Annotated in this window: 19 protein-coding genes; 4 read left to right on the top strand and 15 right to left on the bottom strand. The window is 66.2% G+C overall.

Features of this window, described 5'->3' with window-relative positions; all coding sequences use genetic code 11:
* Positions 1–8: 8 nt before the first annotated feature.
* The 8 genes from rseP to rpsB all read right to left on the bottom strand — a co-directional run bounded on the left by rseP (position 9) and on the right by rpsB (position 7,213).
* Positions 9–1,367 carry an RIP metalloprotease RseP gene (rseP, locus tag WJU27_RS04805; RefSeq protein WP_020164756.1) on the bottom strand — a complete coding sequence of 453 codons (1,359 nt, stop codon included), beginning with the start codon at positions 1,365–1,367 and terminating at the stop codon, positions 9–11.
* Positions 1,364–2,524, bottom strand: a complete 1,161-nt coding sequence (gene ispC / locus WJU27_RS04800) for a 1-deoxy-D-xylulose-5-phosphate reductoisomerase (protein ID WP_341421298.1) — start codon at positions 2,522–2,524, stop codon at positions 1,364–1,366. The genes rseP and ispC overlap by 4 nt, the downstream gene beginning before the upstream one ends.
* Positions 2,524–3,360 carry a phosphatidate cytidylyltransferase gene (locus WJU27_RS04795; RefSeq protein WP_341421297.1) on the bottom strand — a complete coding sequence of 279 codons (837 nt, stop codon included), beginning with the start codon at positions 3,358–3,360 and terminating at the stop codon, positions 2,524–2,526. The genes ispC and WJU27_RS04795 overlap by 1 nt, the downstream gene beginning before the upstream one ends.
* Positions 3,353–4,105, bottom strand: a complete 753-nt coding sequence (uppS, locus tag WJU27_RS04790; RefSeq protein ID WP_020164759.1) for a polyprenyl diphosphate synthase — start codon at positions 4,103–4,105, stop codon at positions 3,353–3,355. Before uppS ends, WJU27_RS04795 begins: the two co-directional genes overlap by 8 nt.
* A 16-nt stretch (positions 4,106–4,121) precedes the next feature.
* Complete coding sequence (gene frr / locus WJU27_RS04785) at positions 4,122–4,679, bottom strand: ribosome recycling factor (RefSeq protein ID WP_019918207.1); 558 nt, start codon at positions 4,677–4,679, stop codon at positions 4,122–4,124.
* A 76-nt stretch (positions 4,680–4,755) separates the two neighbouring features.
* Positions 4,756–5,469 (bottom strand): UMP kinase, encoded by a 714-nt coding sequence (pyrH, locus tag WJU27_RS04780; protein ID WP_020164761.1) that lies wholly within the window; start codon positions 5,467–5,469, stop codon positions 4,756–4,758.
* 14 nt (positions 5,470–5,483) lie between these two features.
* Entirely contained in the window at positions 5,484–6,386 is a 903-nt protein-coding gene (gene tsf, locus WJU27_RS04775; protein ID WP_020164762.1) for a translation elongation factor Ts, read from the bottom strand.
* Positions 6,387–6,454: 68 nt separating this feature from the next.
* The gene (gene rpsB, locus WJU27_RS04770) at positions 6,455–7,213 is read right to left on the bottom strand and encodes a 30S ribosomal protein S2 (protein ID WP_020164763.1); all 759 of its coding nucleotides are present in this window, start codon (positions 7,211–7,213) and stop codon (positions 6,455–6,457) included.
* Positions 7,214–7,492: 279 nt separating this feature from the next.
* Between rpsB and map the strand changes: the two genes are divergently transcribed.
* The 3 genes from map to WJU27_RS04755 all read left to right on the top strand — a co-directional run bounded on the left by map (position 7,493) and on the right by WJU27_RS04755 (position 13,611).
* On the top strand, positions 7,493–8,311 hold the full coding sequence (gene map, locus WJU27_RS04765) for a type I methionyl aminopeptidase (protein WP_019918202.1): 819 nt from the start codon (positions 7,493–7,495) through the stop codon (positions 8,309–8,311).
* Between the two features lie 3 nt (positions 8,312–8,314).
* Positions 8,315–10,897: a [protein-PII] uridylyltransferase gene (locus tag WJU27_RS04760; protein ID WP_341421296.1), complete on the top strand. Its 2,583-nt coding sequence runs from the start codon at positions 8,315–8,317 to the stop codon at positions 10,895–10,897.
* A gap of 107 nt (positions 10,898–11,004) precedes the next feature.
* Positions 11,005–13,611 (top strand): bifunctional diguanylate cyclase/phosphodiesterase, encoded by a 2,607-nt coding sequence (locus WJU27_RS04755; protein ID WP_341421295.1) that lies wholly within the window; start codon positions 11,005–11,007, stop codon positions 13,609–13,611.
* A gap of 380 nt (positions 13,612–13,991) precedes the next feature.
* Here the strand turns inward: WJU27_RS04755 and def are convergent, their stop codons facing one another.
* Both def and WJU27_RS04745 read right to left on the bottom strand, forming a co-directional pair.
* Positions 13,992–14,522: a peptide deformylase gene (def, locus tag WJU27_RS04750; RefSeq protein ID WP_445928426.1), complete on the bottom strand. Its 531-nt coding sequence runs from the start codon at positions 14,520–14,522 to the stop codon at positions 13,992–13,994.
* Complete coding sequence (locus tag WJU27_RS04745) at positions 14,519–15,268, bottom strand: S-methyl-5'-thioinosine phosphorylase (protein ID WP_020164767.1); 750 nt, start codon at positions 15,266–15,268, stop codon at positions 14,519–14,521. Before WJU27_RS04745 ends, def begins: the two co-directional genes overlap by 4 nt.
* A gap of 129 nt (positions 15,269–15,397) precedes the next feature.
* Here WJU27_RS04745 and typA point away from each other — a divergent pair, with 129 nt between their 5' ends.
* Complete coding sequence (typA, locus tag WJU27_RS04740; protein WP_020164768.1) at positions 15,398–17,212, top strand: translational GTPase TypA; 1,815 nt, start codon at positions 15,398–15,400, stop codon at positions 17,210–17,212.
* A 78-nt stretch (positions 17,213–17,290) separates the two neighbouring features.
* Here the strand turns inward: typA and WJU27_RS04735 are convergent, their stop codons facing one another.
* Genes WJU27_RS04735 through WJU27_RS04715 form a run of 5 tightly spaced genes read right to left on the bottom strand, consistent with a single transcriptional unit; the run spans position 17,291 to position 22,500 of the window.
* Positions 17,291–17,815, bottom strand: coding sequence for a 3'-5' exonuclease (locus WJU27_RS04735; RefSeq protein WP_020164769.1), 525 nt, complete (start codon positions 17,813–17,815; stop codon positions 17,291–17,293).
* Positions 17,816–17,818: 3 nt separating this feature from the next.
* Positions 17,819–18,364, bottom strand: a complete 546-nt coding sequence (locus WJU27_RS04730) for a hypoxanthine-guanine phosphoribosyltransferase (RefSeq protein ID WP_020164770.1) — start codon at positions 18,362–18,364, stop codon at positions 17,819–17,821.
* On the bottom strand, positions 18,361–19,263 hold the full coding sequence (galU, locus tag WJU27_RS04725; protein ID WP_020164771.1) for a UTP--glucose-1-phosphate uridylyltransferase GalU: 903 nt from the start codon (positions 19,261–19,263) through the stop codon (positions 18,361–18,363). Before galU ends, WJU27_RS04730 begins: the two co-directional genes overlap by 4 nt.
* A gap of 4 nt (positions 19,264–19,267) precedes the next feature.
* Positions 19,268–21,337, bottom strand: coding sequence for an NAD-dependent DNA ligase LigA (ligA, locus tag WJU27_RS04720; protein ID WP_341421293.1), 2,070 nt, complete (start codon positions 21,335–21,337; stop codon positions 19,268–19,270).
* Entirely contained in the window at positions 21,337–22,500 is a 1,164-nt protein-coding gene (locus WJU27_RS04715; protein WP_341421292.1) for a cell division protein ZipA C-terminal FtsZ-binding domain-containing protein, read from the bottom strand. The genes ligA and WJU27_RS04715 overlap by 1 nt, the downstream gene beginning before the upstream one ends.
* Between the last annotated feature and the right edge of the window lie 18 nt (positions 22,501–22,518).

Genomic DNA, 22,518 nt, shown 5'->3' with positions numbered 1-22,518 from the left:
GTCGGTAGTCAACCGAAAAGGCGATTGATATCGTTGTAGAAGGCGAACGCCATGAGCATCAGCAGGATGGCGAGGCCGATCTGCTGCCCGATCTCCATGACCCGCTCCGGAACCGGACCGCCCTTGAAAAATTCGATCGTATAGTACATCAAGTGCCCACCGTCCAGCAGCGGGATGGGCAGCAGGTTGAGCACGCCCAGACTGATGCTGATCAGCGCGATGAACTTGATGTAATGGGTCAGCCCCATGGCCGCCGACTGGCCCGCGTAGTCGGCGATGGTGACCGGCCCGCTCAGGTTCTTCCACGACAGTTCGCCGGTGATCATGCGGCCGAAGGCCTTGAGGCTGAACAGGGCCGTGTCCCAGGTCTGGCCGACCGCCAGCAGCAGCGATTCGCCTACGCCGTGCCTTACTTCGACGAACAGCCGCTCGCGCAGTGTCGGATCGGGTTCGGGGCCGATGCCCAGGCGGCCGAATCGCTGTCCGCCCTCCTCCACCGTGGCGACTTCGGCGCGCAGCACAGCCTCGGCGCCGTCGCGCAGCACCACCACATCTACGGTCCGCCCGCCCAGTTCGCGCACCTGCTGCACCATGGCCGCCCAGTCGTCGACCGCCTGTCCGTTGATGGACAGCACGCGGTCGCCCTCGCGCATGCCGGCCTTGTCCGCCGCGCTGCCCTCGCCCACGCTGCCAACGACAGTCGCGACGCGCGGCCGGAACGGCAGCAGGCCGACCCGCTCCATCAGCGTGGCGTCGACGTCGCTGCCTATGCCCGACAGGTCGATGCGGCGGTTGTTGATTTCGGCGCGATCATTGATCGTTTCCAGCAGCAGCGAACGCCCCTCGACCGCGGCACGCGCGACGTGCCAGCGCAGGTCCTGCGCCGACGCGATCGGTTTGCCATCGACCGCACGCACCTGCTCGCCGTCGGTGACACCGGCCACCGCCGCCGGGGTGCCCGCCGCGGGCGCCGCCAGCAGTGCGCGCGGCTCTTCCATGCCGTAGATGAACAGGCCCCAATAGACGACGATGGCGAGCAGGAAATTCGCGATCGGCCCGGCCGACACGATGGCGAAGCGGCGCCCGACGGTCTGCCGGTTGAAGGCACGGTGGCGTTCGTGCTCGGCCACTTCGCCCTCGCGCTCGTCGAGCATCTTGACGTAGCCGCCGAGCGGAAACACCGACAAGGCCCATTCAGTCTGGTCCGGGCCGTAACGACGCATCCACAGCGGGCGGCCGAAGCCGACGGAAAAACGCAGCACCTTGACACCGCACAGCCGCGCCACGCTGTAGTGGCCGAGTTCGTGCACGGTGATCAGGATGCCCAGCGCCAGCGCGAAGGCCCCCAGGTAGAACAGCGGATTCAAGCGCGTGCCCCGATCTGGCGCCGTGCGACCTCGCGCGCCGCAGCATCGGCGGCGAACACTTCGTCGAGCGTGCTCGACGGCTGATCGGGAAGGGTGTCGAGGGTGGCGGCAATCACATCGGCTATGGCACGGAAACCGAGCCGATGTTCCAGGAAGGCGGCAACCGCGACTTCGTTCGCCGCATTGAGCACGGCCGGCGTGCCGGCGCCGGCGCGCAGTGCGTCGAAAGCCAGCTTGAGGCAGGGGAAACGGTCCAGATCCGGGCGCTCGAACACCAGATCGGCCGCCGCCGCCAGGTCGAGCACGCCGACGCCGGATTCGATCCGCTCCGGCCAGGCCAGCGCGTGCGCGATCGGCGTACGCATGTCCGGGTTACCCATCTGCGCCAGCACCGAGCCGTCAACGTACTCGACCATCGAATGCACGATGCTCTGTGGATGGATCACCACGTCGATACGATCGGCCGGCGTGTCGAACAGCCAGCGCGCCTCGATCACTTCGAGGCCCTTGTTCATCATGGTGGCCGAATCGACCGAAATCTTGCGGCCCATGTCCCAGTTCGGGTGAGCGCAGGCCTGTTCCGGCGTCACGTTCGCCAGATCGGCGATCGGCGTGCGGCGGAACGGACCGCCCGACGCGGTGAGCAGGATGCGGCGCACGCCCTCGCGCCCCTTGGCCGGCATGCACTGGAAGACGGCGTTGTGTTCGCTGTCTATGGGCAGCAGCGTCGCGCCGTGGGCCGACACCTCGCGCATGAACAGGTCGCCGCTCATCACAAGGCTTTCCTTGTTCGCGAGCAGGATGCGCTTGCCGGCGCGCGCTGCCGCCAGCGCCGAGCGCAGGCCGGCGGCGCCAACGATGGCCGCCATCACGGTATCCACCTCGGGCAGCGCAGCGACCATTTCGAGCGCCTCGACGCCGTGCATGACCTCGGTCGGCACCCGTCCGGCCAGGCGTTCACGCAACGCGACGGCAGCGTCCGCGTCGGCCACCACGGCGATGCGCGGCGCGAAGGCGATGCACTGTTCGGCCAGGCGGTCGATCTGGCGATGACCGGACAGCGCAACGATCTCGAAACGGTCCGGGTGGCGCGCGACGACGTCCAGCGTGCTGACGCCGATCGAGCCGGTCGCGCCCAGTACGGTCAGTCTGCGCATCAGTTCGACGCTCCGGGTATCAGGTTGAGCAGGTAGAAGCCTATCAGCGGCAAGGTGGCCGTCAGGCTGTCGACGCGGTCGAGCACGCCGCCATGGCCGGGCAGCAGCTGGCTGCTGTCCTTCATGCCGGCCTGCCGCTTCATCATCGATTCGAACAGGTCGCCAACGATGCTGACCGCCGTCAGCAACAGCAGCATCGCCGCCCAGAACGGTGCCGAGGGCATCTGCGCAGCGTCGAACAGCGCCGGCTTGATGGCGAGGCCGTACAGCTGGACGGCGACCACGGCACCGGCTGCGCCCTCCCAGGTCTTGCCAGGGCTGATCGACGGCGCCAGCTTGTGTCGACCGAAGGCCTTGCCGGTGAAATAGGCGGCGATGTCGGCGATCCAGACTACGGCCATCAGCAACAGCAGCGGCAGCACGCCGATGGCGCGCAGCTGTATCAGCGCCAGCGCCGGCGGCAGCAGCACGAGCACGCCAGTCAGAACAAGCCAGGGCTGCGCCGGGCGCGCGCCGCGCGACATCCAGAACGGTACGATCAGCAGCCAGAACAGGATGGCCAGCGCATGCAGCGCGGACAGCGCGGGCGCCGCATCGCTGACAACGCCCTGCGCGTCGAAAGCGCGTTGTGCGCAGAACCCGACCAGGGCGAAGGTGAGCACGCCCGCGACGCGGGCGCCAAGCGGCGCGAAACCGATCAGGCGCGCCCACTCCCAGCCGGCGAACCCCAGAATCGCGGCGACCAGCCAGCCCCAAGCGGCCAGATCCATGCCCCACAGTGCCGCCGACAGTCCCGCCAGCAGGACGATGGCCGTCAGTACACGCTGCTTAAGCATGCTGGCCGGCTGCGGCCGCTGACTGGACCTGTTCGCTGGTTCGGCCGAAGCGACGTTCCCGCTGCTGGTAGGACGTGATGGCCTCGTCTATGGCCGCACCATTGAATTCGGGCCACAGGCTGTCGGTGAAATAGAGTTCGGTGTAGGCCAGTTGCCAGAGCAGGAAATTGCTGATGCGCTGTTCGCCACCGGTGCGAATGAACAGATCGGGCTCGGGCGCGTAGGCCATCGACAGATGCGGCGCCAGCTCCTGTTCGGTAAAGCCTTCACGCCGCTCCGGGTGCGCCTTCAGCATGCGCTCGACCGCCTGCAGGATGTCCCAGCGGCCGCCGTAGTTGGCGGCTATGGTCAGGTTGAGTCCGGTATTGCCTTCGGTCAGCGCCTCGGCATTGCGGATCAGTTCGACCAGACGCGGCTCGAAACGGCCCAGATCGCCGACCACGCGCAGGCGGATGCCGTTCTCGTGCAGGCGGACGACTTCGTCCTCCAGCGCGCGCACGAACAGCTGCATCAGGAAATTGACTTCCTCGGCCGGCCGCCGCCAGTTCTCGGAACTGAAGGCGAACAGCGTCAGATAGCCGACGCCGCGCTCGGCGCAGCGTTTGACCACCGCGCGCACCGCTTCGACACCCTTGCGGTGCCCGGCAACGCGCGGCATGAAACGGCGACGCGCCCAGCGGCCATTGCCATCCATGATGATGGCGATGTGTCGCGGGACTGCGGACGTGCCGGTGCTGGAAGACAAGATCCGGTGCCTGGCTTCAGACAGCCATCAGGTCTTGCTCTTTTTGCGCCAGTTGCTTGTCGACCTCGGCGATGTAGCGGTCGGTCAGCTTCTGCACGTCGTCCTGCGCGCGGCGCTCGTCGTCCTCGGAAATTTCCTTTTCCTTGACGGCTTCCTTCAGCGCATTGTTCGCGTCACGGCGCAGATTGCGCACGGCCACGCGCGCGTTCTCGGCTTCGCCACGAACGACCTTGATCAGCTCCTTGCGGCGCTCTTCGGTCAGCGGCGGCATCGGCACGCGCACGATGTCGCCCATGGCAGACGGATTCAGGCCGAGGTCGGAATCGCGGATCGCCTTCTCGACGACCGACAGCATCTTCTTTTCCCACGGCTGCACGCCGATTGCGCGCGCGTCGATCAAGGTCACGTTGGCGACCTGCGACAGCGGCACCAGCGAGCCGTAGTAATCGACCTGGATGTGATCGAGGATGCCGGTGTGCGCACGACCGGTGCGTACCTTGCCGAAGTCGGTCTTGAGCGACTCCAGCGTCTTCTGCATCTTCTGTTCGGTGGTTTTCTTCAACTCGGGGATCATGACGTCGCCTCTTGTTGGAAGGGACGGCCGCACCGGGGCGGCCGCTGAAGCAAAGGGGCCGACGGCCCCTGCACCACTATATATGGACCAGCGTACCTTCGTCTTCGCCCATCACGACACGCTTGAGCGCGCCCGCCTTGAAGATGCTGAACACCTTGATCGGCAGTTGCTGGTCGCGGCACAGCGCGAGCGCGGTGGCGTCCATCACCTTCAGATCGCGGCTGATCGCCTCGTCGAAGCTGATGCGGTCGTAGCGCGTGGCGCTCTTGTCCTTCATCGGATCGGCGCTGTAGACGCCATCGACCTTGGTCGCCTTCAGCACGATTTCGGCTTCGATCTCGCGACCGCGCAGCGCAGCGGCGGTGTCGGTGGTGAAGAAGGGATTGCCGGTACCGGCGGCGAAAATGACGACCTTGCCCTCTTCGAGGTAGCGGATCGCCTTGCCGCGGATATAGAACTCGACCACGGGTTCAATGCTGAGCGCCGACTGTACGCGCGCCGCGACGCCGGCCTGACGCATCGCGTCGCCCAGCGCCAGCGCGTTCATCACGGTTGCCAGCATGCCCATGTAGTCGGCGGTGGCGCGGTCCATACCGGCCGCACCGCCCGCCACGCCGCGGAAGATGTTGCCTCCGCCGATCACGACGCCCACTTCCACGCCGAGGGCGCGGATTTCGGCAACTTCAGCGACGATGCGTGCAAGCATGTCACGGCTGATGCCGTAGTCGTCGTCGCCCATGAGGGCTTCGCCCGACAGCTTCAGAAGGATGCGGCGATAGGCAACAGTCATGCAGGCTCCCGGGCTCAGGCCTTGGCGGCCGCTGCGGCGGCAGCCTGGGCGGCGACTTCGGCAGCGAAGTCGGTGGTCTTCTTCTCGATGCCTTCGCCGACCACGTACAGCGTGAAGGAGGCGATCTTCGCCGACTTCGCCTTCAGCAGCTGTTCGATGGTCTGCTTGCCGTCTTCGGCCTTGACGAAGACCTGACCCAGCAGGGTGACTTCCTTCAGGTACTTCTGCACCGAGCCTTCGGCGATCTTGGCGATCATCTCTTCCGGCTTGCCGGCTTCGCGCGCCTTCTCGATCGCAACGCGACGTTCGGCTTCGATCAGGTCGGCCGACACGCCGGTCGAATCGAGCGACTTCGGCTTCGACGCGGCGATGTGCATCGCCAGGTCCTTGGCCATCGCTTCGTCACCGCCGACGACATCGACCAGCACGCCGATCTTCGAACCGCCATGCACGTAGCTGGCGACCTTGCCTTCAGCCTGCACGCGCACGAAGCGGCGGATCGACATGTTCTCGCCGATCTTGCCGACCAGTGCAGCGCGAGTCGATTCGACCGTACCTTCGCCGAACGGCAGTGCCGACAGCGCGGCCACGTCGGCCGGGTTGTTGTCGGCGACCAGCTTGGCTGCGCCGTTGACCAGCGCCAGGAAGTCGTCGTTCTTGGCCACGAAGTCGGTTTCGCAGTTCACTTCGACCATTGCGGCAGTCTTGCCGTCGGCCGACAGGAACAGACCCACCACGCCCTCGGCGGTCACGCGGGCGGCAGCCTTGCTTGCCTTGTTGCCCAGCTTCACGCGAAGGATTTCTTCGGCCTTCGCCAGGTCGCCGCCCGCTTCGGTCAGCGCCTTCTTGCATTCCATCATCGGAGCGTCGGTCTTTTCGCGCAGCTCCTTGACCATACCTGCGGTGATTTCCGCCATGCTCATTCCTGCCTATAAATACGAATCGGTAAAACAATCGCGGGCGCCTGGGCGCCCGCATCAATCGATCAGGCCTGGGCTTCGCCTTCGCCTTCGACCTCGACGAACTCGTCGTCGGACTTCAGCTGTGCCACCAGGTCCTGGGCGGCACTGTTGCGGCCTTCCAGGATCGCGTCGGCCACGCCGGAGGCGTACAGACGGATGGCGCGGCTCGAGTCGTCATTGCCCGGAATGACGTAATCGACGCCCAGCGGCGAATGGTTGGTATCGACCACGGCCACGACCGGAATACCCAGCTTGTTGGCTTCGGTGATGGCGATCTTGTGGTAGCCGACGTCGATCACGAACAGCGCGTCCGGCAGGCCGCCCATGTCCTTGATGCCGCCGATGCTCTTCTGCAGCTTGACCAGCTCGCGCTGCAGCACCAGGGCTTCCTTCTTCGGCATGCGTTCCATCGAGCCGTCTTCGACCATGGCTTCCAGGTCCTTCAGGCGCTTGACCGACAGCTTCAGCGTCTTGAAGTTGGTCAGCATGCCGCCGAGCCAGCGCTCATCGACATAGGGCACGCCGGCGCGCTGCGCCTCTTCGGCCACGATTTCGCGGGCCTGGCGCTTGGTGCCGACCATCAGGATGGTGCCCTTGTTGGCAGACATGCGGCGGATGAAGGCCATCGCGTCGTTGTACTTGGCGACGGTCTTTTCCAGGTTGATGATGTGGATCTTGTTGCGATGGCCGAAAATAAAGGGGGCCATCTTGGGGTTCCAGAAGCGGGTCTGGTGTCCGAAATGGACACCCGCTTCCAGCATTTCGCGCATGGATACGGACATTCGAGATTACTCCGAACAGGGTTTGACCTCCGCCCGGCCGTGTTCACAGCCGGTGTTCCGGCTGCGCACCCTATCGGTTCAGTCACCGTATACATATGCGGCGACACCGGGCGTGTGGATTTGTCTGACGCACCCGCCATCGGGCACTGAAATCAGACAGCCTGCGATTCTAGCAGCCGCAATGCAACAAACTCAAGTCGGCCGGATGACAGCAGTTTGCCGCCCGGAACCGCTTCCGCTAACCTGCTGTCCCTCGGAACACCCTTACAGAGCCTTTTCATGAGCGTCACCATCAAGACAGCGGAAGAAATCGAGAGCATGCGCGTCGCGTGCAGACTGGCGTCGGAAGTGCTCGACTACATCGAGCCCCACGTGCAGCCGGGCGTCACGACGGCCGAGCTCGACCGCCTGTGCCATGAATACATGGTGAACGTGCAGCAGACCATCCCGGCGCCGCTCAATTACGCGCCGCCCGGCTACAGCCCCTACCCGAAGTCGATCTGCACCTCGGTCAACCACGTCGTGTGCCACGGTGTGCCGGCGGACCGGGCCCTGAAGAAGGGCGACATCGTCAATCTGGACATCACCGTCATCAAGGACGGTTTCCACGGCGACACCAGCCGCATGTTCATCGTCGGCGGCGAAACCACCAAGCAGGCGGCACGTCTGTGCCTGATCACCTACGAATGCCTGTGGCTCGGCATTTCCAAGGTGAAGCCGGGCGCCCGACTGGGCGACATCGGCCACGCCATCCAGCGCCACGCGGAAAACAACGGTTTTTCCGTAGTGCGCGAGTTCTGCGGTCACGGCATCGGCCGCAAGTTCCACGAGGAGCCGCAGGTGCTGCACTACGGCAAGCCCGGCACCGGCATGGAGCTGAAGGAAGGCATGATCTTCACCATCGAGCCGATGATCAACGCCGGCCGCGCCGCCGTGTCGGAACTGCCGGACGGCTGGACCATCGTCACCCGCGACCGCAGCCTGTCTGCGCAATGGGAGCACACGGTGCTGGTTACCGCCGACGGTTACGAGGTGCTGACCGTGTCGGCCGGCAGCCCGCCGCCGGCGCTGAGCGGCGACACCGCGCGGGCCGCCTGAGCGGTGAACGGCCCGTCCGATTCCGACGCGCTGCGCCAGCTCGCCAGCGCGCTGCGCAGCGAACTGGCAGCCAGCCAGCTCGAGTTCCGCACCCGTTTCGAACACGACGGCAACAGCAGCCGCATGCTCGCGGCGCGCGCCCGCGCCGTCGACAACGCGCTGCGGCGGCTGTGGACAGCGGTCGGACTGCCGCGCAGCGCGGCGCTGATCGCGGTCGGCGGATACGGGCGCGGCGAGCTGTACCCGGCGTCCGACGTCGATGTGCTCTTCCTGACGCCGAGCGAGGTGTCGGCTGACATCGAGGCCAAGCTCGAGCATCTGGTCGGACTGCTGTGGGACATCGGTCTGGACATCGGTCACAGCGTGCGCTCGGTCGGACAGTGCGTCGATGAGGCGGCGCGCGATATCACGGTCGAAACCACGCTGCTCGAAGCGCGCCTGCTCGCCGGCTCGCGCAAGCTGTTCCGCGAACTAAGCAGCACGCTGGAGGCGCAGCGCGACCCCGGCGCCTTCTTCAAGGCCAAGCGACTGGAGCAGGACGAACGCCATCAGCGCTACCAGGAAACGCCCTACAGCCTCGAACCCAACTGCAAGGAAAGCCCGGGCGGCCTGCGCGACCTGCAGGTGATCCAGTGGATCGCACGCGCGAGCAAGCTGGGCGGCAGCTGGGCCGAACTGGCCGCGCGCGGCCTGATCACTGCCGAGGAAGCACGTCAGCTCGCACGCGTCGAGCGCTTCATGCGTGACACCCGGGTACGGCTGCACCTGATCGCGCGCCGGCGCGAAGACCGACTGATCTTCGATCACCAGGAGGCGATGGCCGCCGCCTTCGGCCTTGCCGCCACGCCGACGCGGCGCGCCTCCGAAGTGTTCATGCAGCGCTATTACCGCAGCGCGAAGACCATCACCCAGCTGAACACCATCCTGCTGCAGAACATTTCGGCTGCGCTGTTCCCGGCCGACGATGCGGCAGTGCTGCCGATCAATGCGCGCTTCCAGTCCAGCCGCGAACTGCTGGACGTGGTCGATGAACAGGTGTTCGAGCGCGAGCCAAGCGCGCTGCTCGAATGCTTCACGCTGCTGCAGCGGCACAGCGAACTGAAGGGCATGACCGCCCGCACGCTGCGCGGGCTTTGGCGCGCGCGCCGGATGATCGACGCGAAGTTCCGCCGCGACCCGAAGAACCGCGCCCTCTTCCTGTCTCTGTTCCAGCAGACGCGCGGCCTGGTGCACGAAATCCGCCGGATGAACCAGTACGGCATTCTCGGCCGCTACCTGCCCGCCTTCGGCCGCATCGTCGGCCAGATGCAGCACGACCTGTTTCATGTCTATACGGTCGATCAGCACATCCTGCAGGTGATGCGCAACGTACGCCGCTTCACCATGTCCGAGCACGCGCACGAATACCCGCTGCTGTCGCGCCTGATCACCGGCTTCGAGCGGCGCTGGCTGCTCTACCTTTCGGCACTGTTCCACGACATCGCCAAGGGCCGCGGCGGCGATCACTCGCAGCTCGGCATGCGCGACGCTCGCCTGTTCTGCCGCCAGCACGATCTGAGTCCCGTCGACACCGATCTGGTCGTCTTCCTCGTCGAGCACCACCTGTCGATGTCCTCGGTGGCGCAGAAGCAGGACCTGTCGGATCCGGACGTGATCCGCGACTTCGCGCGCGTGGTGAAGAGCGAGCGTCGCCTGACCGCGCTCTACATCCTGACCCACGCCGACCTCCGCGGCACCAGTCCCAAGGTGTGGAACGCCTGGCGCGGCAAGCTGCTGGAAGACCTCTATTTCTCGACCCTGCGCGTGCTGCAGGGTGACGGTGCCCACGTACCCGGCAGCGGTGACCGGCAGGAGGAAGCGCGCAGTCTGCTGCGCTACTTCGGACTGCGCGAGGGCGTCGAACAGGCTTTCTGGTCGCGCCTCGACACCGTCTACTTCATGCGCCACGACCCGGACGAAATCGCCTGGCACACGCGCATGCTGTATTTCCAGGTCGAGGCGACGGTGCCGGTCGTCAAGGCGCGGCCGAACCAGGTCGGCGACGGCCTGCAGGTGATGGTGTACGCGCCCGACCAGCTCGACCTGTTCGTGCGGCTGTGCGGCTTCTTCGGCCGCCTGGGCTACAGCATCGCCGACGCCAAGATCCACACCACGACCGACGGCCATGCGCTCGACAGCTTCGTGCTGCTCGACCCGAACGGCCACCTCAATTCGCGCGACATGATTGCGCTGATCGAGACCGGACTGGTCGAGCGCCTGCAGGCGCAGCTTCCGGCCGAGCAGCCGATCGCCGGACGCCTGTCACGCGAGGTGAAGCATTTCCCGATCACGCCGGAAATCGTCATCAAGCCGGACGAACGCAAGCAGCACCACATCATGCACGTCACCGCAGCCGACCGTCCCGGCCTGCTCTACTCGGTGGCGCGCGTGCTGGCAGCGCACGCGATCCGCCTGCACACCGCCAAGATCACGACGCTCGGTGAGCGCGCCGAGGACGTGTTCCTGATCTCGGGCGAGGAGCTGGACAACAGCACGACCCTGATCCGGCTGGAGCAGGAACTGCTGGGGGAACTGGCCGTTTCCTGAGTACGGTATGACGGACGCGACGCAGTGCTCGCTGCGCCGCGCAGGTTTCCGGACATACTGTCGATGCCGACGCACCCGGGCATCCCCGACGAGGACGGAACCCTGCCTTGAGCCTGACCCGCGACGAACCCGCACACATCACGATGACCGACCGCGCGCGACCACTGATCGTTGCGCTGGTGGCGCTGCTGGCAGGTCTGGCACTCACCGCCTACATCGCAGGTAACGAGGCGGCGGAACTGCATCAGCGCGAGCGCAGCGCCGTGACGGCGCAGGCCGGACAGGTGCGGGCGCGGCTGGAGAGCGAGGTCAACAGCGCCGCCTACCTGTCGCTCGGCCTGGTCAGTTTCATCGCCGCCAATCCGGACTTCGACCGCGCGTCCTTCGATCGCGTCGCCGAGCGCATGCTGGCCTACGGCCGCCATCTGCGGAACATTTCGGTGGCGCCGGACAACGTGGTGCGCGACGTCTATCCGCTCGCCGGTAACGAGCGCGCAATCGGTCTGAGCTATCTCGATACGCCGTCGCAACGTGACGCGGTCGTGCAGATGATGAACTCCCGTCGCTTCGTACTCGCCGGTCCGCTCGAACTGGTGCAGGGCGGCATCGGGCTGATCAACCGCTTCCCGGTCTACCTTCCGGCACGTAACGGACAGCCGGAACGTTACTGGGGCCTGGTTGCCGTCGTGCTGCGCTTCGACTCACTGCTCGAAGCCAGCGGTCTCGTACCTGAGCGCGGCGACCTGCATTACGCGCTGCGCGGTCGCGACGGGCTGGGTGCGGCAGGCGAGGTCTTTCATGGCGACGCCGCCCTGTTCGACCAGACGCCGGTGCTGGTCGACGTCGTACTGCCGGACAACGCGCGCTGGCAACTGGCCGCCGTCCCGGCAGGCGGCTGGCAGAACCGCTACGGCAGCGCGCGCGTGCTCGGCATCTGGGGGGCCGGCGCCGCCGTGTCGCTGGCCATTGCCGCCCTGCTCTATCTGCGACAGCTGCAATTGCGGCGCTTGCAGATGCGCGACGCCGAACTGTCGCTCGCAGCCAGCGTGATCGACAGTCTGAACGAAGCCATCATGGTCACCGATGCGCGCGGACGCGTCGTCACCGTGAATCCGGCATTCAGCGCGCTGACCGGCATCGACGAACACGCGGCCAGCGGACGTCCGGCGTCGGCGGTGGTGAGCTGTCCGTACAGCGAGGAATCGCGCAACGAATTCGCCGATCAACTCGAACGCGACGGCTACTGGCGGGGCGAACTCGACGACCGGCGCGCCAGCGGCGAAAGCTATCCGAAGTCGCTCAGCATCTATCCGGTCCGCGAACCCGGGGGACGCATCGCTCACTACGTGCATTCCTTTTCCGACATCAGCGAGCGCAGGGAGGCGGAAAGAAAGATCCACCACCTCGCGCACCACGACATGCTGACCGGCCTGCCCAACCGTCTGTCGCTGCAGCTGCGCATGGAACAGGTGATGGCGCATGCGCGCCGGCACAGCACGCTGTTTGCGGTGCTGATGATAGACATGGACCACTTCAAGGACATCAACGACACGCTGGGCCATCACGTCGGCGATGCGCTGCTGGTCGAGGTGGGCAAGCGTCTGCTGCGCTGCGTGCGGCAGAGCGACGTCGTCGCGCGCCTCGGTGGGGACGAATTCGTCGTCCTGGTGACCGATATGGTGACCACGCTGACCGCGGCCGCCGTGGCCGAGAAGATCGTCGCCGCCCTGTCTGCGCCCTACGCAGTCGAGGCTTACCAGCTGCATTCGACGCCCAGCGTCGGCATCGGCGTGTTTCCGAACGACGGCGAAACGGTGGATGACCTGCTGCGCAACGTCGACAGCGCGATGTATCACGCCAAGGCCGCCGGCCGGAACAATTACCAGTTCTTCAACGACAGCATGTCGGCCAACGCCAGCGAGCGGCTGACGTTGCAGAGCAGCCTGCACCAGGCGATCGCCAAGCGGCAGTTCGTGCTGCACTACCAGCCGCAGATCGAAACCGGCAGCGGTCGGCTGATGGGAGTCGAAGTGCTGGTGCGCTGGGAGCACCCGGAGCGCGGTCTGGTGCCGCCGAACAAGTTCATTCCGATTGCCGAGGAGAGCGACCTCATCATCCGCCTCGGCGAATGGATACTGCAGGAAGCCTGTCGCCAGCTCAGCGTCTGGCGCGCGATGGGCCTGCAGATGCGGATCGCCGTCAACCTGTCGGCGCGGCAGCTGCGCTCGAAGAATCTGCTGCGGCAGGTGAAGGACGTCGTGCTGAAGTACGACCTGAAGCCGGGCGACCTCGAACTGGAAATCACCGAAAGCGTCGCCATGGAGGATGCCGACAACACGCTGCGCATGCTGGCGCAGCTGCGCGAACTGGGCCTCGAACTGGCGATCGACGACTTCGGCACTGGCTATTCCTCGCTGAGCCACCTGAAGCTCATGCCCTTGCAGCGGCTGAAGATCGACCGCTCCTTCGTCAAGGACATCGAGAACGATCCGGACGACGCCGCCATCTGTGCAGCCACCATCAGCCTGGCGCACAACCTCGGCCTGACGGTGATCGCCGAAGGCGTGGAAACCGACGCGCAGTACGCCTTCCTCGGCAACCTGGGCTGTGAATGCGTGCAGGGCTTCCTGTTCAGCAAACCGCTGCCGGCGGCCGAACTGGAAGCCTGGGTCGCAGCGCGCGCAGCCGGGGTCTCAGCCTCGAGCAGCATTTAGGCAAAGGCCGCCCGACCGCTCTCCTCTCCGCCGTCGAATGAGCGATGGTTGCTCATCGACGGCCCGGTCGGGGTCAGAAGACCCCTCCCACAGAAAGCCGGATCCTGGCTCCGACGGCGAATCGAGCGCACTTCCTGTCGGAGCGGCCTTGACCGCGACGCGGCCGCCGCCGCCGTCCGCTGGCTCGATGCAGGCTGCCGTCGAGGTCAAGACCCCTCCCGCAGAACCCCGGCCCGGGCTCGGACCGTGGGTCGGGCGCATCCCCTGTGGGAGCGGCCTTGGCCGCGACGCAGCGGCGGCCGTCTGCAGACCTAGATATCGGCTCATGCCGGGGCTAGAAGCCTTCTCGGTTCTCAACCGCGGCGCGCGCTCAGTCCCCGTCAGTCGTCACCATCCTCGACGCCCGGGAACAGCACGTCGGTGTAGCCGAAGCGGCTGAAGTCACGCACCCGCATCGGGTAGAGGATGCCGTCCAGGTGGTCGCATTCGTGCTGCACGACGCGTGCGTGAAAGCCTTCCGCCTCGCGGGAGATGGGCTTGCCCTCCGGATCGAAGCCGCTGTAGTGCAGCCGGCTGTAGCGCGGCACGATGCCGCGCAGACCGGGCACCGACAGACAGCCCTCCCAGCCCTCCTCCATGTCGTGGCCGAGCGGCGTCAGCACCGGATTGACCAGCACGGTGAAGGGCACGACCGGCGCGTCCGGATAGCGCACGGACGGCGAGCCGCCGAAGATGACGACGCGCAGGTCAACGCCGATCTGCGGCGCCGCGAGACCGGCGCCGTTGGCGGCCTGCATGGTGTCCATCAGGTCGGTCACCAGCGCGTCGAGCTCGGCCGTGTCGAAACGCTCGACCGGCCGCGAAACGCGCAGCAGGCGCGGGTCGCCCATGCGCAGGATGTCGCGGATCACGGGCACACCCCTTCCTGGCACAAACGTTCGAGCAGGTGACGCACGCGCATCATCGCCTCCTGCAGCATGGCTTCGATGGCCGACATCTGGATGCCGTGCGCGGAATCGCCACGACCGGCCGCGTGATTCACCACCACATTGAGCGCCGCATAGGCCAGACCGGCTTCGCGCGCCAGCACCGCTTCCGGCATGCCGGTCATGCCGACGACGTCGGCGCCGTCGCGCTCGAAGCGGTTGATCTCGGCCGCGGTTTCCAGACGCGGTCCCTGGGTGGCCGCATAGACGGCGCCGTCGATCACCGCCTCGCCGGCCAGCGCCGCGGCAGCGAGCAGACGGGCACGCAAGGCACTGTCGTACGGTTCGGTGAAGTCGACATGCTTCACCTGTCCGTCGTGGCCGTCAAAGAAGGTGGAGTGGCGCCCCCAGGTGTAGTCGATGATCTGATCCGGCACGACCAGGCTGCCCGGTGCAAGGTCGGCGCGGATGCCGCCCACCGAGGCCACCGATACGACCTTGTCCACGCCGACGCTCTTCAGTGCGGAGATGTTCGCGCGGTAATTGACGCGGTGCGGCGGAATCGTATGGCCGTAGCCGTGGCGCGCGATGAACACCAGCTCGTGGCCACCAAGGCGGCCGAAGGTGAGCGGACCGGACGGTTCGCCGTAAGGTGTACGCACGACCTCGCGCCGCGTGACGTCGAGGTTGGCAAGCTGGGTCAGCCCGCTTCCGCCAATGATGGCCAGCATCGTTCCGGAACTCCTGATTGGATGACCGGCGAGTCTAGCAGCCGGGACGCCCTCCGTCCCGGGCACCTGACGTCTTGCGACCTTGGCGTGCTAAACTCGCGTGTTTATCTTTTGCGCCGCACCATTCCCATGTCCCGCTCCATACGCAACATCGCCATCATCGCGCACGTCGATCATGGCAAGACCACGCTGGTTGACCAGCTGCTGCGCCAATCCGGCACCTTCGCATCGCACCAGCAGGTGTCCGAGCGGGTCATGGATTCCGGCGATATCGAAAAAGAACGCGGCATCACGATTCTCGCGAAGAACTGCGCGATCGAGTACGAAGGCACACACATCAACATCGTCGACACCCCGGGCCACGCCGACTTCGGCGGCGAGGTCGAGCGCGTGCTGTCGATGGTCGATTCCGTGCTGCTGCTGGTCGACGCCGTCGAAGGCCCGATGCCGCAGACCCGCTTCGTCACCCGCAAGGCGCTGGCTCTCGGCCTGAAACCCATCGTCGTGGTGAACAAGATCGACCGCCCGGGCGCCCGTCCGGACTGGGTGATCAACCACACCTTCGATCTGTTCGACAAGCTGGGTGCCACCGACGAACAGCTCGACTTCCCGGTCGTGTTCGCCTCGGCGCTGAACGGCTTCGCCATGCTGGACGCCGACAAGCCGGGCACCGACATGCGCCCGCTGTTCGAAACCATCCTGAAGCACGTGCCGCAGCCGGAAGTCGATGAAGACGCGCCGCTGCAGCTGCAGATCTGTTCGCTCGACTACTCGACCTACATCGGTCAGCTCGGCATCGGCCGAATCAAGCGTGGCCGCATCAAGCCGAACCAGGAAGTGGTCGTCTATTACGGCGACGAAAGCCGCGGCAAGGCCAAGGTCGGCCAGGTGCTCACCTTCAAGGGTCTCGACCGTACGCAGGCCGAATCGGCCAGCGCCGGCGACATCGTGCTGGTGTCCGGCATCGAACAGGTCGGCATCGGCGTCACCATCTGTGACCCGGAATCGCCCGAGCCGATGAAGCCGATCGCGGTCGACGAGCCGACGCTGACGATGAACTTCATGGTGAACGCCTCGCCGCTGGCCGGTCGTGAGGGCAAGTTCGTCACCAGCCGCCAGATCCGCGAGCGCCTGGAGAAGGAACTGCTGAAGAACGTGGCTCTGCGCGTCGAGTACACCGACGACTCCGACGTGTTCCTGGTATCGGGCCGCGGCGAACTGCACCTGACCATCCTGCTGGAAAATATGCGCCGCGAAGGCTACGAGCTGGCGGTCGGCCGTCCGCGCGTCGTGTTCAAGGAAATCGACGGCGTGAAGTGCGAGCCGTACGAAATGCTCACCGTCGACGTCGAGGAAACCCACCAGGGCGGCGTGATGGAAGAACTGGGCCGTCGCCGCGGTGAAATGCAGGACATGCAGCCGGATGGCAAGGGCCGCGTGCGTATCGAGTACCGCATTCCGGCGCGCGGCCTGATCGGCTTCCAGGGCGAATTCCTGACGCTGACCCGCGGCACCGGTCTGGCCAGCCACGTGTTCGACGACTACGGCCCGATGGCCGGCGCGATGTCGGAACGTCGCAACGGCGTGCTGATTTCGCAGAACGACGGCGAAGCAGTCGCCTACGCGCTGTGGAACCTTCAGGACCGCGGCCGCATGTTCGTCAATCCGGGCGATGTGCTGTACGAAGGCATGATCATCGGCATCCACTCGCGCGACAACGATCTGGTGGTGAACCCGATCAAGGGCAAGCAGCTCACGAACGTGCGCGCCTCGGGCACCGACGAAGCCGTGCGCCTGATTCCGCCGATCGCGCTGACGCTGGAATCGGCGATCGAATTCATCGCCGACGATGAGCTGGTCGAAATCACGCCGAAGAACATCCGCCTGCGCAAGCGTCACCTGAAGGAACACGAGCGCAAGCGTGCCTCGCGCGACGAAGCCTGATCTCGGGGCAGCGTCGAATGAAATGAAAAGAGCGCCCATGGGCGCTCTTTTCATTTGTGCATCGATCAGCGAGCGGCTTCAGGTGCGGCGCTCGATCGCCGCCTGCGCGCGCAGCCTGGCGTAGGTGGTCTGCAGCACGCGCGCGTCGTTGCTGGCGCGATGGCGCGTGGTGTGCAGCTCTTCCGCCACCGCCTGCTTGACCCCATGCCAGCGCGCCGCCTGGTCTTCGTTCAGCAGTTCGCGCAGGCTGCGAAGATGAAAGCGCGGCACGCGATCCGCCTCGTCGTAGAGGCGCGACAGCCAGGCGTAGTCGTTGCCCCAGGCGTCGCTGTAGACCTCGCGTCCGCGCAGCGCCTCGTCCAGCCGGCATACGACTTCCTCGACCGGCAGACCGTGCTGCATCAGCACGTCACGCGTGATGTGATGGATGGATTCCGCGCTGGCATCCCAGTGCCGCCACTGCTCCGGCGGACGCACCAGGCAGCACAGCGTGCGCCCGTCCGGCAGCACGCAGCCCACTTCTATTGGATAGCTGCCGGCACCGAAGCCGGACGCCTCGATGTCGAGGAAGACCGGCAGCGCATCGGTTCCGGCGTCCGTCACGCCCTAGTCCTTCAGTGCGTAGATGGCCGGCAGATTGCGCCACGCACCGCGCACGTCCATGCCGTAGCCGAACACGTAGCGGTTGGGCAGCTGCAGCCCGGTGAAGTCGGCGGTGATCGGCTTGGCGCGACCGATCTGCTTGTCCGAGAACACGGCGGTCAGGCAACGCGTCGCGCCCTTGGACAGGATGTGCTGGCGGATCGCCGCCAGCGTGATGCCCTCGTCGAGGATGTCGTCGAGCACGAGCACGGTGCGGCCGACCAGCGGCGTGCGCGGCTCGTTGATCCAGCGCAGTTCGCCGCCCGAGGTCTCGTCGCCGTAGCGGGTGACATGCAGATAGTCGAAGTCGAGCGGAAAGGCGAGCTTGGGCAGCAGGTTGCCGGTAAATACCACCGCGCCGCCCATCACCGACAGCAGCAGCGGATAGCTGTCGCCGACCGCCGCCGTGATCTCCTGCGCGACCCGATCGACCGCCGCCTCGACTTCGGCAGCAGAACAGATCAGGTCGGCACCTTCAAGCAGTGCCTGCGTGTCGGCCAGGCGACTCACGCTGCGTCGGCTTCGCGCGAAATCTCTTCGCGCGACACTTCCTGCGCGTCCATCCAGGCGGTGAATGCTGCGCCGACTTCCGGATGCTTGCGCGCCAGTGCGACGGTGGCCTGCAGATAGCCCAGCTTGGAGCCGCAGTCGTAGCGGGTGCCCTTGAACGGATAGGCCAGCACCGCCTCTTCCTTCAGCAGCGCGGCGATGGCGTCAGTCAGCTGCAGTTCGCCGCCGGCGCCCGGCGTGATCGCGCGCAGGTGATCGAAAATGCGCGGCGTCAGCACGTAGCGGCCGACCACCGCCAGCGTGGACGGCGCCACTTCGGGCTTCGGCTTCTCGACGATGCCGGTCACGCCGTACAGTCCGCCGACGTCGGCGTCGGTACTAACGATGCCGTAGCTGCCGGTCTGGCTGCGCGGCACCTGCTGCACGCCGAGGATGGAGCGGCCGAAACGGTCGAAGATGTCCGTCATCTGCTTCAGGATGGGCGGCTCGCCGTCGATCAGGTCGTCGGCCAGCAGCACGGCGAACGGCTCGTCACCGACGACCGGCGCCGCGCACAGCACGGCGTGGCCCAGGCCAAGCGGTTCCGACTGGCGGATGTAGATGCAGTTCACATGCTTGGGCACCGTGTTGCACAGCGCCAGCAGGTCATGCTTCTTCTTCATCTCGAGTTCGTGTTCGAGCTCGTAGGCCTTGTCGAAATGGTCGGCGATCGAGCGCTTGGTGCGACCGGTGATGAAGATGAGGTCGGTGCAGCCGGCGGCCACGGCTTCTTCGACGGCGTACTGGATCAGCGGCTTGTCGACCACCGGCAGCATTTCCTTCGGGTTGGCCTTGGTGGCGGGCAGGAATCGGCTGCCCAGGCCGGCGACGGGAAATACAGCTTTGCGTACGGATTTCATCGTTCTAAGGCTCCCTTTTCTCGAGCATCGACATGAGCCCGGATTCATCGAGAATATTAATGCCCAGTTCTTGCGCTTTTGTGAGCTTGGAACCGGCGTCCGTGCCAGCCACCACGAAATCGGTCTTTTTCGACACGCTGCCGGCCACTTTCGCGCCAGCAGCCTCAAGCAAGTCCTTGGCCTGATCGCGCGAAAGCGTGGGCAGCGTGCCGGTGAGCACCACGGTCTTGCCGACCAGCGGACCGCTCGCCACCTGTGCTTCGCCCTCTTCCCAGACGATGCCGCAGGCGCGCAGCTGCTCGACCACCTCGCGGTTGTGCGGCTGCGCGAAGAAGGTGTGGATGCTGGCCGCGACCACCGGACCGACGTCAGGCACCTGTGCCAGTTCCTCGACGGAAGCGTCCATGATGCGATCCATGCTGCCGAGGTGGCGCGCCAGATCCTTGGCGGTCGCCTCGCCGACGTGGCGGATGCCCAGACCGAACAGGAAGCGCCCCAGCGTGGTGCGCTTGGACTGTTCCAGTGCGGTCACCAGGTTTTCCGCCGACTTGACCGCCATGCGGTCCAGTTCGGCCAGCTTGAGCACGCCCAGCCGGTAGAGGTCAGGCAGGCTGCGGATCAGTCCGCCATCCACCAGTTGCTCGACCAGCTTGTCACCCAGCCCTTCGATGTCCATCGCGCGACGCTGCGCGAAATGCAGCAGCGCCTGCTTGCGCTGCGCCGAACAGTACAAGCCCCCGGTGCAGCGATGATCGACCTCGCCTTCTTCACGCACCACGTCCGAACCGCAGACCGGACAGTGGCTGGGCATTGAGAATGCCCGCGCATCCGCCGGCCGTCTGTCCGACAGCACCGACACGACTTCCGGAATCACGTCGCCGGCACGGCGCACGATGACGGTGTCGCCCACGTGCACGTCCTTGCGCCGGATTTCCGATTCGTTGTGCAGCGTCGCATTGGTCACCGTGACGCCACCGACGAACACCGGCGCCAGCCGCGCCACCGGCGTGAGCTTGCCGGTGCGGCCGACCTGCACCTCGATGTCCTGCACCGTGGTCAGCGCTTCCTGTGCCGGGTACTTGTGCGCCACCGCCCAGCGCGGCTCGCGGGTGACGAAACCCATGCGCTGCTGCAAGGCCAGGCTGTTCACCTTGTAGACCACGCCGTCGATGTCGAAAGGCAACGTCGGCCGCGCCTCCGCAATGCGCGCGTGGAACACGGCCAGCGCCTCGCCGCCGCTGCACACCGCGCGGTGTTCGCTGACCGGCAGGCCGAAGGCGGCCAGCGCGTCGAGCACACCCGCGTGGGTGTCGGGCAGCGCCCAGCCACGCACTTCGCCGAGGCCGTAGGCGTAGAAGGACAAAGGCCTCTTCGCGGCAATCGCCGGGTCGAGCTGGCGGATGCTGCCGGCCGCGCCGTTGCGCGGATTCACCAGCGTCTTTTCGCCCGCCTCGATGGCGCGTGCATTGAAGGCGTCGAAGTCGTCGCGCCGCATATAGACCTCGCCGCGCACTTCCAGCACCTCGGGCAGGCCGGGTGAGTCGAACAGCGAGGGCTGGCCTGTGGTCGGAAGCGGTGTCAGCGCCAGGGGCACATCGCGGATGGTGCGCACGTTCTGCGTCACGTCCTCGCCGGTCTCGCCGTCACCCCGGGTGGCTGCGAGCACCAGTACGCCATTCTCATAGCGCAGATTGATGGCCAGGCCGTCGAACTTCAGTTCGGCGGCATAGTCGACCAGCGGCGCCTCCTCGGTCAGTCCAAGTTCGCGCCTTACGCGGGCATCGAAGTTCAGCGCGCCGCTCGCCTCGGTATCGGTTTCGGTGCGTATGGACAGCATGGGCACGACGTGTCGCACCGGCGCGAAGCTGTCGAGCGGCTTGCCGCCGACGCGCTGCGTCGGCGAATCCGCGGTGCGCAGCGCCGGGTACTCGGCTTCCAGCGCCTGCAGTTCACGAAACAGGCGGTCGTATTCCGCGTCCGGAATTTCCGGAGCGTCGAGTTCGTAGTAGAGGCGGTCGTGACGGGTGATCTGCGCGCGCAGCTCGGCTGCGCGCGCAAGGACAACCGCGTCCATCAGCTGAACAGGCGGCGCGCCGACGCGCTGCCCGGCGCAACGCCGAACTGCGTCATGCGGGTCTGGAATTCGGCGATCTTGCCGCGGATCACGCCGAGCGAAGCCGGCGACAGCGGCTGCCGGTTGTCATCGACCACGCGGGCGCCGAGCGCGTGCGCGAACTGTTCGGCCAGGGTGACCATGCGGTCGAAGTTGCGTGCGCCGTCGGCAACCGTGGGCACGTCGAGCAGCAGCGTCACGCCCGGCGTCTGCAGGTTCTTCATCGTTTCGGCAATGAACTCGGCGGCATCGAGGTTGCCCAGCGTGTAGATCGTCGCGCCGGCATCGTCGCGCGCGCGGAACAGGCCGTTATCGAGCGCGAAGCCCTGCGCTTCGGCCAGACCGCGCAGCTTGGTGCCGGAAATCGGGTGCTCACCGGCCACCAGGTTGAGGCCGATCTGCACGTCGACGGACGCGGCGAAACTGTCGAGCTCACGCGCACGGGCCAGCAGATCGCGCGCGTCGGGGAAATGCACGACGGCGAGGAAGCGGTCGGCGACGGCCTGCAGCGCGTGCGCCAACGCCGACAGCGACGCCTCGCCGAGCGGGCCGCGGCGATCGGCGAGCTGCACCGCCATTTCGATGCGCGACAGATTGCCGGCGGTGTCCGGCGTCAATTCAAGCCAGCGGCCCGCCTGGTCGTCGCGGCCGCGCAGGCGCAGGCCGGTGTCGACCTGACGCGTCAGCTCGCTCCAGGCGCGCTGGAATTCGGTCGCCGCAATCGGCGCTTCCAGTTCGACGACGATGACTTCTTCGACCTTGGCATCGGCCCACGCCGGCGCGTCGTCTGCCGGCGCCGCCTTGAGCACCGGCTCGCGCTGCGGGGCAAGCTGCACGGTGTCGTCAGCCGCGGCGCTCAGCGGCTCGTCGGTCGGCAGATCGATCGCCGGCTCGACCGGCGTGTCGCTTGCGAGGTCGCTGCCCAGGTCGAAATCCAGCGTCGGTTCGACGCGGCGCGACGGCTGGTGCAGCGGATCGATCAGCACGTCGGGCTGGGCGTCGCCGAGTGCGCGCTCGGCGGTGCGGCGGTGGCGTCTTTCCTGCCACAGGTTGTAGCCGATCACGGCGCCGACACCGACCACGCCGAGCGCGATCAGCCCCATCTGCAGTTCAGTCAGTTGCATGAATCCGTATCCCTTTAT

Source organism: Methyloversatilis sp. NSM2 (assembly GCF_038066675.1).
Taxonomy (GTDB): Bacteria; Pseudomonadota; Gammaproteobacteria; order Burkholderiales; family Rhodocyclaceae; genus Methyloversatilis; species Methyloversatilis discipulorum_A.
This window is presented reverse-complemented; position numbering and strand designations above follow the sequence as displayed.

Excerpts from the sequence above, each read along its gene's own strand:
- tsf (WP_020164762.1), bottom strand. The coding sequence starts at position 6,386 with ATGGCGGAAATCACCGCAGGTATGGTCAAGGAGCTGCGCGAAAAGACC.
- WJU27_RS04795 (WP_341421297.1), bottom strand. The coding sequence starts at position 3,360 with ATGCTTAAGCAGCGTGTACTGACGGCCATCGTCCTGCTGGCGGGACTG.
- ispC (WP_341421298.1), bottom strand. The coding sequence starts at position 2,524 with ATGCGCAGACTGACCGTACTGGGCGCGACCGGCTCGATCGGCGTCAGC.
- WJU27_RS04715 (WP_341421292.1), bottom strand. The coding sequence starts at position 22,500 with ATGCAACTGACTGAACTGCAGATGGGGCTGATCGCGCTCGGCGTGGTC.
- galU (WP_020164771.1), bottom strand. The coding sequence starts at position 19,263 with ATGAAATCCGTACGCAAAGCTGTATTTCCCGTCGCCGGCCTGGGCAGC.
- pyrH (WP_020164761.1), bottom strand. The coding sequence starts at position 5,469 with ATGACTGTTGCCTATCGCCGCATCCTTCTGAAGCTGTCGGGCGAAGCC.
- ligA (WP_341421293.1), bottom strand. The coding sequence starts at position 21,337 with ATGGACGCGGTTGTCCTTGCGCGCGCAGCCGAGCTGCGCGCGCAGATC.
- map (WP_019918202.1), top strand. The coding sequence starts at position 7,493 with ATGAGCGTCACCATCAAGACAGCGGAAGAAATCGAGAGCATGCGCGTC.
- typA (WP_020164768.1), top strand. The coding sequence starts at position 15,398 with ATGTCCCGCTCCATACGCAACATCGCCATCATCGCGCACGTCGATCAT.
- rpsB (WP_020164763.1), bottom strand. The coding sequence starts at position 7,213 with ATGTCCGTATCCATGCGCGAAATGCTGGAAGCGGGTGTCCATTTCGGA.
- frr (WP_019918207.1), bottom strand. The coding sequence starts at position 4,679 with ATGATCCCCGAGTTGAAGAAAACCACCGAACAGAAGATGCAGAAGACG.
- WJU27_RS04745 (WP_020164767.1), bottom strand. The coding sequence starts at position 15,268 with ATGCTGGCCATCATTGGCGGAAGCGGGCTGACCCAGCTTGCCAACCTC.